This window comes from Flavobacterium paronense (assembly GCF_030409795.1).
Classification (GTDB): Bacteria; Bacteroidota; Bacteroidia; order Flavobacteriales; family Flavobacteriaceae; genus Flavobacterium; species Flavobacterium paronense.
Map to the genome: position 1 here is coordinate 1,209,996 of NZ_JAUFQN010000019.1, position 18,592 is coordinate 1,228,587.

An 18,592-nucleotide genomic window follows, 5' to 3' on the forward strand; every position below is an offset into this window, starting at 1 on the left:
AAAAGTACATTCCCAATAAAGTTAGTGATGAATTAGTTAACATCTATATAAAAATCATTGGTCAAGACTTCAACTTCTTCTAACTTATTGATTTTATATTTTGTAGTAACCCAAGTAGTTGTTGGATAAAATCGGTATTTTTTACCATTAACTTTAAGATCAATTGGCATATTGAATTTAGGTTCATCTGTTTTCCAACGAAGCCCAAGTTTGCCTTTAGATTTTCTCAATTCAAGTTTAGGAATTGATGCATGTCTGAGATATTGATTAAAAATAGGTGTTAAATTCATTCCTGTTTCGGTATTGAAAAAGCTAATAACAGCTTCTGTATCAATAATTTTGTTGTGAAATGTTTCAGAATATTTTAAGAACAGTTTCCACCATTTATCGTCATCATTGACAACATGCCTCAAAGTATTTAAAAGCAAAGCACCTTTTTCATACATATCACCCGAGCCTTCTTTATTCACCCCATACGGGCCAATAATTGGACTTACATTATCAATATTTCTTTTGCAACCGTTTACGTATTGTTGCCCTTTTTCGTAACCAAATTGACATTCAACAAAAACATTTTCGGTGTAACAAGTAAATCCTTCATGTATCCACATATCGGCAGAATCTTTGGATGTTATATTATTACCAAACCATTCGTGTCCACTTTCGTGAATTATAATGTAGTCAAAAAGTAACCCAATTCCGGTTCCAGATCTATCAGTTCCTAAATAACCATTTACATATTTGTTTCCATAGGCAACGGCGCTTTGATGTTCCATTCCTAAATAAGGCGTTTCCACTAATTTGTAACTGTCACTTGCAAAAGGATAGGGTCCGAATTTACTCTGAAAACAATCCATCATAGGTTTTACTTCCTCAAAATGTATTTTGGCTGCAACTTCATTTTGGCGGAGTACGTAGTAATCTAAATCTAATCCTTTATAATTTTCATGTATAGACACATAATCGCCAACACTGACATTTATGGAATAAGTATTTATTGGATTTTTAACTTCCCAATCCCAACGGGTATAACCATTTTTTAGATCTTCACTGCCTATTAATCTTCCGTTGGAAACTTCCATCAAACCATTCGGAACAGCTACTTTTATAGTCGCGCCAAAATCGGGCTCATCGCTTTGCGAGTCTTTTACTGGATACCATAAACTGGCTCCTGTACCTTGGCATGCTACACCAACCCACGGCTTTCCTTGCCCATCTTTAGTAAAAATAAATCCACCATCCCAAGGCGCGTTTTTTGCAATTATGGGTTTACCCGAATAATAAAAGCGTATTTTTTCATTGGTACCAATTTTTAAGGATGTGGGGAAATTGATAAAAACGGCATTAAATTCTCTCTTGTAATTCAATTTTTCCGAATTGAAAACAATAGAATCTACTTGCATATTATCAAATAAATCCAATTGAATTTTTGAAGTGTTGTCAACTACTTTAAAGCTAATGTCATTATAGCCAACAACTGATTTTTCATCAGGATTTACTTTGATATTTAAATCATAGCGCAACACATCAAAGCAAGTTCGTTCCGGTCGTAATCCGCCTTGAAGTGAGTCTTTTCGTGTCGTTGTTTCTTGAGAAAAGATGTTTTGGAAACTAATAATAATGAAACTTAAGGCAAGTATTTTTTTCATGAGAATAAGAATAGAAAATCTAAAGCATTAGTTGGTTTGATTTTAATTTTGTTACTATTTATTAAACCTGAATCACACCTAAATTAAATTTCTTTTCAATAGGCGAGTGATTAGCAGCTTCTATTCCCATTGAAATCCAAGTGCGGGTTTCTAAAGGATCAATAATAGCATCAGTCCAAAGTCGTGCTGCAGCATAATAAGGAGAAACTTGCGCATCATACCGCGCCTTGATTTTATCGAATAATTCCTGTTCTACTTTTTCGTCTACTGTTTCGCCTTTGGCTTTTAAAGATGAAGCTTCTATTTGTGCCAATACTTTAGCAGCTTGCGTTCCGCCCATAACGGCAAGTTCGGCACTTGGCCAGGCGAATATTAATCTTGGGTCATACGCTTTTCCACACATGGCATAGTTTCCTGCTCCATAAGAATTTCCGACAATTACAGTAAATTTTGGGACGACCGAATTGGAAACCGCATTCACCATTTTGGCTCCGTCTTTAATGATGCCGCCATGTTCTGATTTGCTTCCAACCATAAATCCGGTAACATCTTGCACAAATACTAAAGGAATTTTCTTTTGGTTGCAATTGGCAATAAAACGAGTGGCTTTATCAGCAGAATCGGAATAAATAACGCCACCAAATTGGATTTCTCCTTTTTTGGTTTTAGAAACCGTACGTTGATTTGCTACAATTCCCACTGCCCAACCGTCAATCCTTGCATAGCAAGTGATAATGGATTGACCATAACCGTCTTTATACATATCCATTTCTGAATTATCAACTAAGCGTTTGATGATTTCCATCATATCGTATTGTTCGGTGCGTAATTTTGGTAGTATTCCGTAGATTTCTTCCTCTTTCAGCATTGGTTTTTGAGAAGCTTCTCTGTTGAAACCGGCTTTATCATAATCACCGATTTTCCCAACGATACTTTTAATTCTGTCCAAAGCGTCTTTATCGTCTTTAGCTTTATAATCAGTAACACCCGAGATTTCGCAGTGTGTTGTGGCTCCGCCTAATGTTTCATTATCAATGTTTTCACCGATGGCAGCTTTTACCAAATAACTTCCAGCCAAGAAAATACTTCCAGTTTTATCAACTATCATTGCTTCATCACTCATAATCGGGAGATAAGCACCACCAGCCACACAACTTCCCATAACGGCTGCAATTTGTGTAATTCCCATGCTGGACATTATGGCATTGTTTCTAAAAATTCTACCAAAATGTTCTTTATCAGGAAAAATTTCATCCTGCATTGGTAAATAAACTCCGGCAGAATCAACTAAATAAATTATAGGTAAACGGTTTTCCATCGCAATTTCCTGCGCGCGCAGATTCTTTTTTGCTGTAATCGGAAACCATGCTCCGGCTTTTACAGTCGCATCATTGGCAACAACAATACATTGTTTTCCTTTGATGTAACCCATTTTTACCACAACGCCACCAGAAGGACATCCGCCATGTTCAGCATACATTCCGTCACCAACAAAAGCGCCAATTTCTATGCTTTTTGCTTTCGCGTCAAGCAAATAATCGATTCGTTCACGGGCAGTCATCTTACCTTCGGTGTGCAGTTTTTCGATACGTTTTTCACCACCACCAACTTTAACTTTGGTAAAACGTTGCTTTAAATCGGTTATTAAAAGTTTATTATGATCTTCGTTTTTATTGAAGTTAATGTCCATGGGTTTTATTTTATATCACTGTGTTCAGCATTAATAGGTATTTCCGAATGTCCACAGGACATTCTCCTCTTAATATCAAATGTGCTAAAATACGAAAACGTTTTCAATAAGATAATTTCTGAAGATTTGAAATTGTAATTCAATAAAAAAAAAGCATATTTTTGATTAGTTAATATTCACTTAACATTAGAAAAATACATTTGTACCAAAGTAAACATAAAAACAATGACTCTTAACAATATTTTCCAGTTTTTAGTTCCAAAGGATAAAAAGTTCTTCCCGTTATTTGAACAAGCTTCAGCAGGTTTAATTTTATTGGCAGAAACACTTCATGAAGCAGTAAACGCACCCAAAGCAGAGAGAGAAGAATATTTTAGAAAAATTGAAGAACTTGAAGCTGAAATAGAAGAGATTACGCATAAAACACATTTAGAATTAAGTCGAAATTTTATCACACCTTTTGATAGAGAAGATATTCATTCGTTAATAAAAGCCATTGATAATGTTGCCGACAACATGCATGGTGCTGCCAGTAGAATGCGCTTGTATCAAGTAGAAAAAATAACAAAATCAATTCGTAAATTAACGGAGATTAATTTAGAAGCTTGTCAATTAATTGGTCTCGGTATCAAAGAATTGAAAGCTATGAATCATAAAGCAATAAAAGAAACCTGCAAAAAAATCAATAAATTAGAAAGTAAAGCAGATTCAGTATTTGATAAAGCAGTTGCAGACATTTTTGAAAATGAAGTCGATGCTAAAAACGTTATTAAATACAAAGAAGTGCTTTCTGCTTTGGAAATGGCTTCTGATAAATGTAAAAGCGTTTCAAATGTTATGGAACAAATTTCAGTTAAGCACTCATAATAAAATCAATTAGGAAATCATGACATTACTAATTGTAATTATAGTTCTTGCACTTTTATTTGATTATATCAACGGATTTCATGATGCTGCGAATTCTATAGCAACTATTGTAGCTACTAAAGTACTAACACCATTTCAGGCTGTGCTTTGGGCAGCTTTTTTTAATTTTTTAGCGTATTGGGTTTTTGGTTTTGGTGTTGCAGATACAGTTGCTAAAACCGCCAAAACCGATAGTATTAATTTGACGGTTATATTAGCTGGAGTTATTGCTGCTATTATATGGAATTTAATCACTTGGTGGAAAGGAATTCCTTCATCATCATCCCACACTTTAATTGGGGGTTTTGCCGGAGCAGCTATTGCACATGCTATTTCTCTTCATGGTTTTTCCGATTATACTGCAATTCAAGATGGTGCAGAAGTCACAAAGCATTGGTACAATATTGTAAATTGGTATAAACCAGGAGAAGATGGAGGATTACCATCGGGAGTTTCGGTCATAATTGCTTTTATAGTTTTAGCTCCTTTATTAGGAATGTTGATTTCCTATTTTATTTCACTTTGGTTGATGTATTCGTCACGCAAAAGTATTTACCCAAAAATATTAACCCTAGTGTTAATGTTATTAGTATTTTGGTTTTTGTCAACAGTATTAGTTGGTTATAATGACATTAAGAAACCAAGATTTGAGAGCCATCTTTGGAGTGTGATTTCTGAACCATCTAATATAAAATGGTCATTGGTAGCTATTATCTTTTTCAGTGTTGCCATATTCAATTTAGTATTCAGTAGCTTTTCAACTTCAAAAGCAGAAAAAGTATTAAAAAGAATGCAGTTGCTCTCTTCTGCTTCTTTCAGTTTAGGACACGGTGGGAATGATTCTCAAAAAGTTATGGGAATCATAGCTGCTGCTGTAGCTGTTTATTTAAATACCCATCCAAATGCTAATATGTCAATGGGTTGGTTAGATTTAAATGTAGTATTACCCTCTGAAAAAGATGGAGTAAAAATTGATGGTGTTATGCCTTCTTGGATTCCGTTAACTTGTTATACCGTTATTGCTTTGGGAACCTTGAGTGGTGGATGGAAAATTGTAAAAACAATGGGTTCAAAAATTACAAAAGTAACCGCCTTTGAGGGTGTTGTTGCCGAATCAGCTGGAGCGTTAACCTTATTCATTACAGAACATTTTAAAATTCCAGTATCAACAACACATACAATAACTGGTTCCATAATTGGAGTAGGAGTAACTAAAAGGGTTTCTGCAGTTCGTTGGGGTGTTACTGTAAAACTTCTTTGGGCTTGGGTGTTAACCATACCAGTTTCAGGTGTTTTAGCAGCTTTGGTATATTATTTATTAAGAACATTTATATAAAAAATATTTTTTAAAGTTTTCAACTCCTAAAGATTTTTCTTTAGGAGTTTTTTATTTTAAAAAGGTTATAAAATTTTTATTTACTTTTTGATTCTCTCTAATGACAGTACTTAACAAGTTTTCAATGTTAAGGTTTTCGTTGAAACGAAAACTTAACATTGGCGAATTGGTTTAAACACTATTTTTGTTAACGTAAAATTTACATTAAATTAACATTAAATATAAAAATACAATTATTACTATGATAAACAATGAATTAACAACAAACGAAGAAGTGTCAAATTCAGAGACAGAAGTTCAGCCAACAATTGAAACCAAACCTGAAGTAAAAACAACTCGCACCAGAATAACTGCTGTAAAAGCTACAGCTAGTTCAACACCAACACGAACTAGATCAAGAGCTGTATCGCCAATAGTAAAAAAGGAAGTTAAACCGGAAGTAATATTAGTAGAACCTACTACTTCCAATGAAGAAAAAGTAGAAACTATGAAAGATTCCAACAAAGAAAAAGCAAAAAAAGCTAAGGTTAAAGAAAAAGAAAAAAAGGAAAAAGCTAAGAAAAAAGAAAAAGCAAAGAAAGAGAAGCAGAAAGCCAAAGACAAAGAAAAAAAGAAAAAAGCTAAAGCAAAAGAGAAAGCCAAAAAGGCCAAAGCCAAAAAGAAAAAATCTAAATCTAAAAAGAAAAAATAATTTTCTGAATTATAAAACCGATAGTCATACTGTCGGTTTTTTTTTAGGACACAATTAACAATTTTTTCGTTTCTGTTTCCTTAAATTTATCAGCTAAAAACTTATTTCTTATGAAAACTAAATTTCTTATGCTGACAGTTATTTTACTGAGCACTTTTACTGTTTTTTCACAATCTAAAGCGGTTGAATATAAAGATGGAAGTCAACTATTAAGTGGCATTAGTGTCAAACCTTCCAAAGCATTAAAAAATAATCCGGGAATACTAATTCTTCCGGCTTGGATGGGAATTGATGATCATGCGAAAGATAGCGCAAATAGATTGGCTGAATCAGGTTATACCATATTTGTAGCTGATATTTATGGCGCTGATCAACGTCCAACAAACTATAATGAAGCTGGTGCAAAAGCAGGTTATTTCAAGAAAAATATCAAAGAATACCAAACCCGAATTCAGTTAGCATTAGACCAATTGGTTAAACAAGGTGCTAATCCGGATGATATAGTAATTATGGGTTATTGCTTTGGAGGAACCGGAGCAGTTGAAGCCGCAAGAGTAAATATGAAAGTAAAAGGAATCGTTTCTTTTCATGGAGGTTTAGGTCGTGATGAAGCCAGAACAATTAATCCTATAGCATCAAAAGTTTTAGTGCTTCACGGAGCTGATGACCCATATGAATCAAAAGAAGAGATTGAAAAATTCCAAAATGAAATGCGAACTGCAAAAGCCGATTGGCAAATGGTTTATTATGCCAATGCTGTTCATTCCTTTACTGATAAAAATGCAGGAAATGATAATTCAAAAGGTGCGGCTTATAACGAAAAGGCAGAAAAACGTTCTTGGGAAGCGATGCTGAATTTTTTAAAGGAAGTGTTATAAAATACAAAAGTCGATCTGGAGCGATCGACTAGTGCGGTGAGGTGTAACTTCCTTTCGGAATCCTCGATGCAAATATAGGATGTTATTTTGAATTATAAATTATAAATTTTGAATTCATTTATAATTTATAATTCAAAATTTATAATTATTTATTTGAGTCTCTTACCAATCGCTTTAAAATGGCCCATTGTTTCAAAGCGTCACGGGCATCAACAGCAGGATATCCTAAAACAACTTTTCCGGCTTCGACATCGGCTGCTACGCCTGAACCTGCACCAACAATAGCACCATCTCCTATAGTTAAATGGTCCTTTATTGAAGCGCTTCCGCCAATCATAACGCCATTTCCTAAAGTAACCGAACCAGCCAAACCTGAATTTCCTGCCATAATACAGAATCTTCCAAGTTTAGAATTGTGTCCAATTTGAACCAGATTATCAATTTTACAACCATCACCAAGAATAGTTGAACTGAATTTTCCTCTATCAACACAAGAGTTGGCTCCAATCTCAACACCATTTCCAATAATAACATTGCCGATTTGTGGAATTTTCACCAACCCTTTTTCCGGACAGGGTCTAAATCCAAAACCATCAGCTCCAATAGTACAGTTAGGATGTAAAATACAATAAGCTCCAATATGACAGCGTTCCCGAATTACCGTTCCAGACCAAATAGTGGTATTTTTGCCAATAGTACATTCGTCAAGAATAGTAACATTCGGATAAATAGTTACGTTTTCTCCTAATGTAACATTTGGTCCAATATAACTTCCGGCACCAATTCGAACTCCGTTTCCTATCGAAACCGAATCATCAATTACGGACGAAGGATGAATGTCAACTGAAAATACAGGTGGAGGAGGAGCAAAGAGTTCCAAAATCTGAGACATAGCCAAATCAGCATTTTTTACTTTTATAAAAGCACGATTTTCTCCAGGTTCAATAGAAATATCTTGATTAACAACAGCAACGCATGCTTTAGAATTCTCCCAAAATTTTTCATATTTTTTGCTTCCAATAAAAGAAATTTCAGTAGCTGAGGCAACTTCTAATTGCTCAGGAGCTGTTATTTGGCAAGATGTTGCACCTACAATTTCGCCATGCAATACGTCATTAATTTCTTGAATTGAATAGGAACTCATGTTTAGGGTGTATTTTGATTATTTCTCAAATTAAGGTAAATGAATTTGAAAATCCTATGATATTAACCTAAAATAATGCGAATTCTATTCTTCTTTCTGTCCCATCATCATCAAATAGGCTTTCAAAAACTTATCTATATTACCATTCATAACTCCATCAACATCGCTTGTTTCAAATCCAGTGCGCACATCCTTAACTAGTTTGTAGGGTTGCATCACATAGTTTCTGATTTGTGAACCCCATTCTATTTTCATTTTACCCGCTTCTATATCTTTACGTTGAGCTTGTTGTTTTTTTAATTCAATTTCGTACAATTGTGACTTAAGCATTTGCATTGCACGTTGTCGATTATCTTGTTGGGAGCGCGTTTCCGAACATTGAATCTGAATTCCAGTTGGCTTGTGAACCAATTGTACTTTTGTCTCTACTTTGTTTACATTCTGTCCACCGGCACCACTCGAACGCGAAGTCGTGATTTCAATATCCGCTGGATTGATGTCAATTTCAATACTATCATCAACTAAAGGATAAACATAAACCGAAGCAAAAGAAGTATGACGTTTGGCATTACTGTCAAAAGGAGAAATTCGCACCAAACGATGTACACCATTTTCGCCTTTAAGATACCCAAAAGAATATTCGCCTTCAAACTCTAAAGTCACCGTTTTTATTCCGGCAACTTCACCTTCCTGAAAGTTAAGTTCTTTAATTTTGTAGCCTTCTTTTTCTCCCCACATCATGTACATGCGCATTAGCATGGATGCCCAATCGCAACTTTCTGTTCCGCCGGCACCAGCTGTAATCTGTACAACTGCACTCAATTTATCACCTTCATCAGAAAGCATGTTTCGAAATTCAAGGTTTTCAATATGCGTATTGGTAGCCTCATAATGGGTGTCAAGTTCTTCTTCGGTAGCATCGCCTTCTTTGAAAAATTCGTAAATAATCTGAAGCTCTTCTGCCATGGCATTGCCTTTTTCGAAATCTTCAACCCATTTTTTCTTAGACCGCAAGTTTTGAACAATAATTTCTGCTTCCTTTGGATTGTTCCAAAAGTCGGGTGCAAAAGTCTTTTCCTCTTCGTTTGTGATTTCTATGAGCTTGGCATCAATGTCAAAGATACCTCCTCAACGCACCAAGGCGCTCTACAATACCTTTAATTTGTTCGGTATTTGTCATAAATAATGTAGTTTTGTGTTTTTAATTTGAAGCTAATCCCGCTATACGTTCCAATCTTTTCTAAAAAGAAAAGGATTTACACTGCTATCGGGGCTAATAATTCACCACAAAAATAGACTAATATTCTTTAAATGGAAATAAATTTAATCAGCGATACGGTAACCAAACCTACACCCGAAATGCTTCAGGCAATGTTCAATGCTAAAGTAGGAGACGACGTATTCAAACAAGATCCAACTGTAAATGCTTTTGAAAAAATGGTAGCCGATTTATTCGGAATGGAAGCTGCCTTATTTTTTCCAACCGGAACTATGGCAAATCAAACAGCAATTAAGTTAAACACCAATCCGGGTGACCAGATTATTTGCGATAAGTGGTCGCATATTCATTTGTATGAATCGGGCGGAGCTTCGGCAAATAGTGGAGTCAACTTCAATCTATTAGATGGAAGTCGTGGAATGATTACTGCAGAACAAGTAAAAGACGGTATCAATGATCCCGAGTTTTATCATACACCCATGTCAAAAATGGTGGGTATTGAAAACACAACTAATAAAGGTGGAGGCGCTTGTTATGAGATTTCAGAATTACAAAAAATAAAGCAAGTTTGTGTCGACCATAATTTGAAGTATCATTTAGATGGCGCACGTTTGTGGAATGCCATGATTGCTAAAAAGCAACAGCCAAAACAATTTGGACAATTATTCGACACGATTTCAGTTTGTTTCTCCAAAGGATTGGGGGCGCCAATTGGTTCGGTTTTGTTATCTGATACAGCAACAATGCACAAGGCTTTGCGTGTCCGAAAAATATTTGGAGGTAATATGCGTCAGTCAGGTTATTTGGCGGCAGCTGGAATTTATGCATTGCAAAACAATATCAATAGGTTAGCGGATGACCATCGCAGAGCAAAAGAATTAGGAGCTCAATTAGAGCAATGTTCTTGGGTTGCTGTTGTCGAACCTGTCGAAACGAATATCGTTGTATTTTCAGCACAACCTCACATTAAAGACCAGGAAGTGATAGAAAAACTCAAACAAAAAGGTATTTCAATTAGTTTATTAGCCAAAGGAAAACTAAGAATGGTTACCCATCTCGATTACCGACAAGTAATGCATGAATATGTTTTGGAAGCTTTGGAAAAAATGAGCCTTTAGTATACTAAAACTTGTTAATTTCTAAGTGCATAACTTCCTGAAATATCTAGAACTCCTGCAGACATAATACTTATTTTTGTTATTACTAAAAAAAAGTAAATGCCTGAAACGTTATTACAAATACCTATAGCCAAAATAATTCCACATGCTATAGAAAAACACGGACATGTCCGTACCGATAATTATTATTGGCTAAACCAAAGAGAGAACCAGGAAGTGATTGATTATCTCAATCAGGAAAACGAATATTACCATCAAGAAACTGCACATACAAAAGAATTTCAAAAGAATTTATTCGAAGAAATGAAATCCCGAATCAAGGAAGATGATGAGTCGGTTCCTTATTTTTACAATGGTTATTATTATATTACTCGTTTTGAAATGGGTAAAGATTATCCAATTCATTCGCGTAAAAAAGGAAATCTGGAAGCCAAAGAAGAAATCTTGTTTGATTGCAACGAAATGGCAAAAGGGTATACTTATTTCAATTTAGCTGGTTTAAGCATTAGCGAAGATAATACATTGGCAGCTTTTGGTGTCGATACAGTTTCTCGAAGACAATACACGATTCAGGTTAAGAATTTAGTTTCAGGTGAAATTTTACCTGTGAAATTAGAAAATACTACCGGCGGTTCTACTTGGGCAAGTGATAACAAGACTTTGTTTTATTCCCGAAAAGATGAAGTAACGCTTCGTGCCGATAAAATATACAAACACAAAATTGGAACAACAGCCGATAAAGACGCATTGGTGTATTTTGAAAAAGATGAAACTTTTGACGTTTCGGTTTATAAATCGAAATCGAAAAAATATTTGATTATCAATTCGAGCAGTACAATGACAACCGAATACCAAACGGTTTTATCGGCGACGCCGGATGCTAAATTCAAAGTATTCCAAAAAAGAACACGCGGATTAGAATACTCGATGTCGCATTTTGGAGACCATTTTTATATTGTAACCAATAAAGACAAAGCAACAAATTTTAAACTGATGAAAACGCCCGAAAGTGCAACTTCAAAAGAAAATTGGGTTGATGTTATTCCGCATCGTCAGGATGTTTTACTTGAAGATATTGATATTTTTAGAGATTATTTAGTTGTTTCTGAACGATTCAATGGTTTGAATCACATTCGCATAATGCCTTGGAGTGGAAAGGGAGAATATTACCTGCCTTTTGACAGTGAAACTTATATGGCGTACACCACAACCAATCTCGATTTTGATACTAAAATACTTCGTTATGGATATCAATCGTTGGCAACGCCGGCTTCTGTGATTGATTTCAATATGAAAACGAAGGAAAAAACAGTTCTGAAAGAGCAGGAAGTTTTGGGTGGAAAATTCAATAAGAACAATTATAAAGAAGAACGCATTTGGGCCACCGCCAAAGACGGAACAAAAGTGCCCATTTCGATGGTGTATCGAAAAGGAATTAAAAAAAACGGAAAGAATCCACTTTTGTTATATGCTTATGGCTCATATGGTATAACAATGGATTGTCATTTTTCATCTGTTCGTTTATCATTATTAGATCGAGGATTTATTTACGCCATTGCGCACATTCGTGGAGGCGAAGATTTAGGAAGACAATGGTATGAAGACGGGAAGTTGTTAAAAAAGAAAAATACGTTTACCGATTTTATAGATTGTTCGCAATTTGTGATAGATGAAAAGTATACATCACCACAACATTTATATGCCGAAGGTGGCTCTGCTGGTGGACTTTTGATGGGAGCAATTATAAACATGGCACCAAATTTGTATAACGGGGTCGTCGCTCAAGTGCCGTTTGTAGATGTTGTTACGACCATGTTAGACGAAACGATACCATTAACAACAGGAGAATACGATGAATGGGGAAACCCGAATGTTAAAAAATATTATAATTATATGTTATCCTATTCGCCTTATGACAATATTGTTGCCCAAGACTATCCAAACTTATATATTTCTACAGGTTTGCACGATTCACAGGTACAGTATTGGGAACCAGCTAAATGGGTTGCTAAATTACGCGTTTTGAAAACAAATAATAATCAATTGTATTTGGATACCAATATGGATGCAGGACATGGAGGTGCCTCGGGAAGGTTTGAAGCCATTAAGGAAATTGCCAAAGAATATACTTTTTTGTTAGATTTAGAAGGAATAAAAAAATAGTTTAAAATATTTTATTAAATTTGCAAAGTTTAGAAGTCGGTAAAATTGGCTTCATAATATGCCTTGACTAGTTTATTTATGAAACAAGATATAAAAGCACACGATAATGTATTAAGCCTAATAGGGAATACTCCTTTAATTAGACTCAACAAAATCACCCAATCTTTACCAGGAAATTTTTACGCCAAGGTTGAAGCTTTCAACCCAGGACACTCCACCAAAGACAGAATTGCATTATATATTATAGAAGAAGCAGAAAGACAAGGAATTCTTTCTCCTGGAGATACTATTATTGAAACTACATCAGGTAATACTGGTTTTAGTTTGGCAATGGTAAGTATTATCAAAGGATACAGTTGTATCTTGGCAGTTAGTTCAAAATCTTCCAAAGATAAAATTGATATGCTACGCAGTTTAGGTGCTAAAGTATATGTTTGTCCTGCACACGTCTCTGCTGATGATGAGCGTTCTTACTATAATGTAGCTAAGCGTTTGCACGAAGAAACTAAAGGTTCAATTTACATTAATCAGTATTTTAATCAATTGAATATTGATGCACATTATAAATCTACTGGTCCAGAAATTTGGGAACAAACCAACGGAAAGATTACTCACTTAATTGCATGTAGCGGAACAGGCGGAACCATTTCGGGAGCAGCTAAGTTTTTAAAAGAAAAAAATCCAAATATTAGAATTTTAGGTGTTGATGCTTTTGGTTCGGTGTTGAAAAAATACCACGAAACCAAAGAGTTTGATGCTGATGAAATCTATCCATACCGAATAGAAGGATTAGGAAAAAATCTTATCCCAACGGCTACCGACTTCGACTTGATTGATCATTTCATGAAAGTTACGGATGAAGAAAGTGCTCACACTACCAGAGAAATTGTTAAAAGAGAAGGTTTATTTGTTGGCTATACTTCGGGCGCTGTTATGCAAGCTATCAAGCAATATGCTGAAGAAGGTGAATTTACAGAAGAAAGTAATGTAATTGCCATTTTCCCTGACCACGGTTCCCGTTATATGAGCAAAGTATTTAGCGATGACTGGATGAATGAACAAGGTTTCTTTGACAGCATCAACGCTGAAGAAGTTCAGAAAGTAGAGTTTATTAAATAGATTATTAGACTGTTAGATTATTAGATATAAAAAAACCTCCGAAATTTTTGGAGGTTTTTCTTTTATCGCATGGTTTTGTTAACGTCATTGTCATCATACTTTGCTTTAAACCGGTTTAGGTTTTCGAGATTAATATCACCTTTCGGGTTGATTACTTTTTCTTCAAGCAATAATGATATTAGGAAATCCCATTTTCTGTTACGGAAGTTTTTGGATTGGATGCTAACCTTTTGTTGCTCAAAAACTATCTTCTTACCATCATCTTGTTTGATTTCGGTACCGTTATTGTCTACCAGCATATGAAACAACTCTTCTTTGGTGTTTAGTTTATAAACATACAATTCATTCCCCATTGCTTTTTTTGTAAAACTAAAAGTTGGAATACCACTAGAATAAACAACATCATCCTTTAATTTAATTTCCTGTGCGGTTAGTGCGGTTACTGTTAAAAATAATATCGTTAAATAAATGAGATGTTTCATAGTTTTTGATTTCATGAAAACTAAGTTACAAAAAAAACGCCAAGCAAAGCCCAACGTTTATATCTAATAATCTATCAAGTCTAATTATCTAATTATTCCTCCATCGTATGATACACGTTCATCACGTCATCATCTTCTTCTATTTTCTCGATTAATTTTTCTACGTCGGCCATTTCAGCTTCGGTTAGTTTTTTGGTAATTTGCGGAATCCTTTCAAATCCTGAAGATAATATTTCAATACCTCGACTTTCTAATTCTTTTTGGATGGCTCCAAAGCTGCCAAAAGGTGCGTATATTAGTATTCCGTCTTCGTCAGCAAAGATTTCTTCGGCACCAAAATCGATGAATTCTAATTCTAATTCTTCGATGTCAACGTTATTATTTGGAATACGAAAATTGCAGGTGTGGTCAAACATAAATTCTACCGAGCCTTGTGTTCCCATAGTACCATTACATTTGTTGAAATAACTTCTGATGTTGGCAACTGTTCTATTATTGTTATCGGTGGCGGTTTCAATTAAAAGGGCAATTCCGTGTGGCGCATAACCTTCAAAAAGCTGCTCTTTATAGTTTGCCGTATCCTTGTCGGTTGCTTTTTTAATCGCACGTTCGACGTTTTCTTTCGGCATGTTAGCCGATTTGGCATTTTGGATAACAGCACGCAAACGGGAATTGGCTTCCGGATTTGGACCGCCTTCTTTAACGGCCATTACAATATCTTTTCCTATACGTGTAAACGCTTTAGCCATGGCTGACCAACGTTTCATTTTTCGTCCTTTTCTAAATTCGAATGCTCTTCCCATTGCTAAGACTATTTTTTTAATGCTAAAATTGAGTGCAAAAATAAGGTATTATTCGGTTATTGCAAATGATTAAATAATTCATTTCTTGTTAACCCAAGTATCACTTTAAGGTTTTAAATTATTTATGTCATATAAAATATTAGTAGCTTCAAGAATGTGAAAGTTTTGTCTAATATTTTTTATTCTCTCGAAAGTATTTGTTTTCATGAAGGCATCTTTCTTTTGAATTTTAATATCAGCAGCATTTAATTCAACAGTTATAGGATATACTTTCTCAGTTTCCGTCTTTATTTCTTTCCAAAGCGAATTCATTTGGTTTACATTATCAAAAACAGAACTGAATTGCAATAGTACTGGAGGCAAATCAGCGTCGTACAAAGGATTTATTTTAGTATTTAGGTTTTCTATTTCAATGGCATCAGTACTTTCTGCGATTCTTTTTTTACTGGCAGCAATCGCATTCTCATAAATAGTATTTTCTATATAATTATACTTTAAAACGCCACGAATTTCATCATTTCTGAGTGCAGTTGCACTACTGTTTTCTCTTGGCATTTGCTTGTCAAACAATAACGGAATTTCAACATCTGGTGTAATGCCATTGTATTGGTTACTTTTTCCGGTTATTCGGTAAAATTTTTCTAAAGTTAATTTAAGAAACTCATCATTATTTGAATTTAAGGGAAGTATGCGTTGCATGGTTGCTTTTCCCAATGATTTGTTTCCAATAATAATCGCACGATTGTAATCTTGCATGGCATTGGCGAAAAATTCACTTGCCGAGGCCGAAAATCCATTAATCATTATAACCATCGGGCCATTATAAATAGTACCAATAATTTCATCCGGAATGATTTCTTTATCGTTTTTATTATTATTCATAATTGCTAAAGGGCCATCGTTAATAAACAATCCTGAAAGTCGCACCGCTTCTTCCATTGACCCGCCACCATTATTCTCGATATCAATGATTAATCCATCGATTTCTTCTTTTTCTAATTTGTATATTTCTTTAACAACATCATTCGTGATACTTGATTTTCCGTTTTCAAAAGTGGAATAAAAACTCGGAATTTTGATATAACCAAAGGTGGATTTTTCTGTTTTTAGTTTGAAACTAAAGACATTGTTTTGGTAATCTTTCAGGATTTTTTTAATTAGTCGAACATTATATATCTCACCGCTTTTTTTTCTGAATGTAAAAAGCGCAGATTTATAATCTTTAGAAGTAATGATTTCATCAATTTTTTTCATTGAAGCACAGGCAATTTCATACTCCTCATCTTTATATTTGATTTTTAGCAACTGATCACCAACATTTATTTTATTGCTAAAATAAGCTGAACTTCCCGGAATAATATCGTCAACGGTTATTTCATCCTTATCAGATAGGGAAACATAAAGACCAAAAGTCAGATTGTCAGAGCTAACAGTTGAGAAAAATTCTGATTTATCATTCTCAGAAAAGTATTCGGTATGCGGATCAAAATAGGAACAAAAAACCGAATAAAAGACTGCGTTAAATTCATCTTCAGTCATTTGGTAGCTTTCCGTTTTGCATTCGTATTTATCAAAAACTTTAGGTTTGTCGGATAATGCTAGTGTATCAAAACTAGCTGATAAAGAATCTTTGTTGGTACTCAACTCAGCTATATCGCGCAAAACATTAAACAGAATTCTTTTTTTGTACATGTTTTTTAATTCTGCTTCATCTTTGGCATAAGGAAAAGCTTTTTTAGAGAAGACCACTTTTTCGTCGCTGGATAAAGCAAAATCCTCATTTTTTAAAGAAGCGATGATAGCAGCATAACGTGTAATAGATTTTGAATAAGCGGTGTAAAAATCATGCAGAAAACCACAATCGTGGGCATTGATATAATCATCAATTTGGTATTCATGTTTTTTTAATTCATTGATTTCGGGAGCGATGAAAAGCCTATTTTCTTCATCCAACCGACTTAAAAAAGTCTTGAAAGCATAAACAGATAAGCTATCGTCAATTGGTTTTGGACGATAGTGATTCTCCTGAATTAGTTTATTTATGCTTCCTAAAGTTTCACAAGGATTTTTCTCTTTTTGACTTAAAGCTAAAAGAGGAAGTAAGAGAATTAATATTAGTGTTTTTTTAAACAAAAGATTTAGTGAATTTCAATGGCAATATCAATGGCAATATAGAAAGCTATTAACTACTTTATTATTGTCATTGTCATTGTTATTTTGATTGTCATTGTCTACTTTTTATAGAAAGGCATTTTTACCACTTTGGCAGCGACTTTATTATTTCGAATTTGAATATAAATGTTGCTATCAATAGCTGAAAATTCAGTTTTAACATAACCCATTCCGATTCCTTTGCCTAAACTTGGCGCCATTGTTCCCGAAGTTACAATCCCGATGTTATTACCATTAGCATCAACAATTTCATAATCGTGACGCGGAATTCCTCTTTCGATTAATTCAAAACCAACCAATTTTTTGGTAACGCCAGCTTCTTTTTGTTTTTTCAGATTTTCTGAATTAGTAAAGTCTTTAGTGAATTTGGTAATCCAACCCAAACCAGCTTCTAGTGGAGAAGTCGTATCGTTGATATCATTGCCATACAAACAGAATCCCATTTCTAAACGCAAGGTATCACGAGCAGCCAAGCCAACAGGTTTGATCCCAAAAGCTTTTCCGGCTTCGAAGACTTTGTTCCAAACTTGTTCGACTTCTGAATTTTTGCAGTAAATTTCAAATCCGCCCGAACCGGTATAACCTGTAGCTGATATAATTACGTGTTCAATTCCGGCAAAATCTGCTACTTCAAAATGATAATATTTAATCGTTGATAAATCTATAGACGTCAAGGATTGCATCGCTTCAACCGCTTTTGGACCTTGAATAGCAAGCAAAGAATAATCTTCAGAAATGTTTTTCATATCTACATCTAAATCATTGTGCGACGAAATCCAGTTCCAGTCTTTGTCAATATTTGAAGCGTTTACAACCAATAAATACTGGTTTTCTTTCATTCGGTAAACAATTAAATCATCTACAATTCCACCTTCATTATTTGGCAAACAGGAATATTGTGCGCGACCAATTTCCAATACCGAAGCGTCATTAGAAGTCACTTTTTGAATTAAAGCCAAAGCATTTTCACCCGAAAGTAAAAATTCACCCATGTGTGAAACATCAAAAACGCCAACACCATTTCTAACAATTTCGTGTTCGGCATTTACACCTTCATATTGAACAGGCATATTGTATCCTGCAAACGGAACCATTTTTGCTCCTAAACTTTCGTGTATGTGTGTTAACGCTGTATTTTTCATTTTAGTTATTGTTAGCCACAGATTCACAGATTATTTTATTGATTTTAAAATTCCGAATTTGTGAATTTGGGTTTAATTTA

15 protein-coding genes are annotated in these 18,592 nt (G+C 34.6%); 7 read left to right on the forward strand and 8 right to left on the reverse strand.

All coding sequences use genetic code 11. The annotated features are described in order from the left end of the window. Positions 1-32: 32 nt before the first annotated feature. Both QWY90_RS06575 and QWY90_RS06580 read right to left on the reverse strand, forming a co-directional pair. Complete coding sequence (locus QWY90_RS06575) at positions 33-1,649, reverse strand: M1 family metallopeptidase (RefSeq protein WP_290283853.1); 1,617 nt, start codon at positions 1,647-1,649, stop codon at positions 33-35. 61 nt (positions 1,650-1,710) lie between these two features. Further along, positions 1,711-3,339, reverse strand: coding sequence for an acyl-CoA carboxylase subunit beta (locus QWY90_RS06580; protein ID WP_290283852.1), 1,629 nt, complete (start codon positions 3,337-3,339; stop codon positions 1,711-1,713). Between the two features lie 225 nt (positions 3,340-3,564). Here QWY90_RS06580 and QWY90_RS06585 point away from each other — a divergent pair, with 225 nt between their 5' ends. The 4 genes from QWY90_RS06585 to QWY90_RS06600 all read left to right on the forward strand — a co-directional run bounded on the left by QWY90_RS06585 (position 3,565) and on the right by QWY90_RS06600 (position 7,150). Continuing rightward, on the forward strand, positions 3,565-4,206 hold the full coding sequence (locus QWY90_RS06585; RefSeq protein ID WP_290283851.1) for a DUF47 domain-containing protein: 642 nt from the start codon (positions 3,565-3,567) through the stop codon (positions 4,204-4,206). 19 nt (positions 4,207-4,225) lie between these two features. Beyond that, the gene (locus tag QWY90_RS06590) at positions 4,226-5,581 is read left to right on the forward strand and encodes an inorganic phosphate transporter (protein WP_290283850.1); all 1,356 of its coding nucleotides are present in this window, start codon (positions 4,226-4,228) and stop codon (positions 5,579-5,581) included. A 241-nt stretch (positions 5,582-5,822) separates the two neighbouring features. Next, positions 5,823-6,272, forward strand: coding sequence for a hypothetical protein (locus QWY90_RS06595; RefSeq protein ID WP_290285079.1), 450 nt, complete (start codon positions 5,823-5,825; stop codon positions 6,270-6,272). Positions 6,273-6,382: 110 nt separating this feature from the next. Beyond that, positions 6,383-7,150: a dienelactone hydrolase family protein gene (locus QWY90_RS06600; protein WP_290283892.1), complete on the forward strand. Its 768-nt coding sequence runs from the start codon at positions 6,383-6,385 to the stop codon at positions 7,148-7,150. A gap of 145 nt (positions 7,151-7,295) precedes the next feature. On the opposite strand, the gene lpxD is transcribed toward QWY90_RS06600, so the two are convergent. Then, on the reverse strand, positions 7,296-8,294 hold the full coding sequence (gene lpxD, locus QWY90_RS06605) for a UDP-3-O-(3-hydroxymyristoyl)glucosamine N-acyltransferase (protein WP_290285080.1): 999 nt from the start codon (positions 8,292-8,294) through the stop codon (positions 7,296-7,298). An 84-nt stretch (positions 8,295-8,378) separates the two neighbouring features. After that, positions 8,379-9,474 (reverse strand): peptide chain release factor 2 gene (gene prfB / locus QWY90_RS06610; RefSeq protein WP_290285081.1). Its coding sequence is split into 2 segments (ribosomal slippage): positions 8,379-9,410 and positions 9,412-9,474, totalling 1,095 coding nucleotides; the frame shifts between segments, so codons are not numbered across the junction. A 131-nt stretch (positions 9,475-9,605) separates the two neighbouring features. Here prfB and QWY90_RS06615 point away from each other — a divergent pair. The 3 genes from QWY90_RS06615 (at position 9,606) to capA (ending at position 13,913) form a co-directional block, all read left to right on the forward strand. Continuing rightward, positions 9,606-10,631: a threonine aldolase family protein gene (locus tag QWY90_RS06615; RefSeq protein ID WP_290285082.1), complete on the forward strand. Its 1,026-nt coding sequence runs from the start codon at positions 9,606-9,608 to the stop codon at positions 10,629-10,631. Positions 10,632-10,730: 99 nt separating this feature from the next. After that, the gene (locus QWY90_RS06620; RefSeq protein ID WP_290285083.1) at positions 10,731-12,794 is read left to right on the forward strand and encodes a S9 family peptidase; all 2,064 of its coding nucleotides are present in this window, start codon (positions 10,731-10,733) and stop codon (positions 12,792-12,794) included. Between the two features lie 78 nt (positions 12,795-12,872). Then, the gene (capA, locus tag QWY90_RS06625; protein WP_290285085.1) at positions 12,873-13,913 is read left to right on the forward strand and encodes a cysteate synthase; all 1,041 of its coding nucleotides are present in this window, start codon (positions 12,873-12,875) and stop codon (positions 13,911-13,913) included. Between the two features lie 62 nt (positions 13,914-13,975). On the opposite strand, the gene QWY90_RS06630 is transcribed toward capA, so the two are convergent. From QWY90_RS06630 to gcvT, 4 genes are all read right to left on the reverse strand, one after another. Then, positions 13,976-14,395: a hypothetical protein gene (locus QWY90_RS06630; RefSeq protein WP_290285086.1), complete on the reverse strand. Its 420-nt coding sequence runs from the start codon at positions 14,393-14,395 to the stop codon at positions 13,976-13,978. 92 nt (positions 14,396-14,487) lie between these two features. After that, positions 14,488-15,198 carry a YebC/PmpR family DNA-binding transcriptional regulator gene (locus tag QWY90_RS06635; RefSeq protein ID WP_290285087.1) on the reverse strand — a complete coding sequence of 237 codons (711 nt, stop codon included), beginning with the start codon at positions 15,196-15,198 and terminating at the stop codon, positions 14,488-14,490. Between the two features lie 105 nt (positions 15,199-15,303). Further along, a complete protein-coding gene (locus tag QWY90_RS06640) occupies positions 15,304-17,331 on the reverse strand; it encodes a S41 family peptidase (RefSeq protein ID WP_290285088.1) in 2,028 nt (675 codons plus the stop codon). A gap of 98 nt (positions 17,332-17,429) precedes the next feature. Continuing rightward, complete coding sequence (gene gcvT / locus QWY90_RS06645) at positions 17,430-18,512, reverse strand: glycine cleavage system aminomethyltransferase GcvT (RefSeq protein ID WP_290285089.1); 1,083 nt, start codon at positions 18,510-18,512, stop codon at positions 17,430-17,432. Positions 18,513-18,592: the final 80 nt, after the last annotated feature.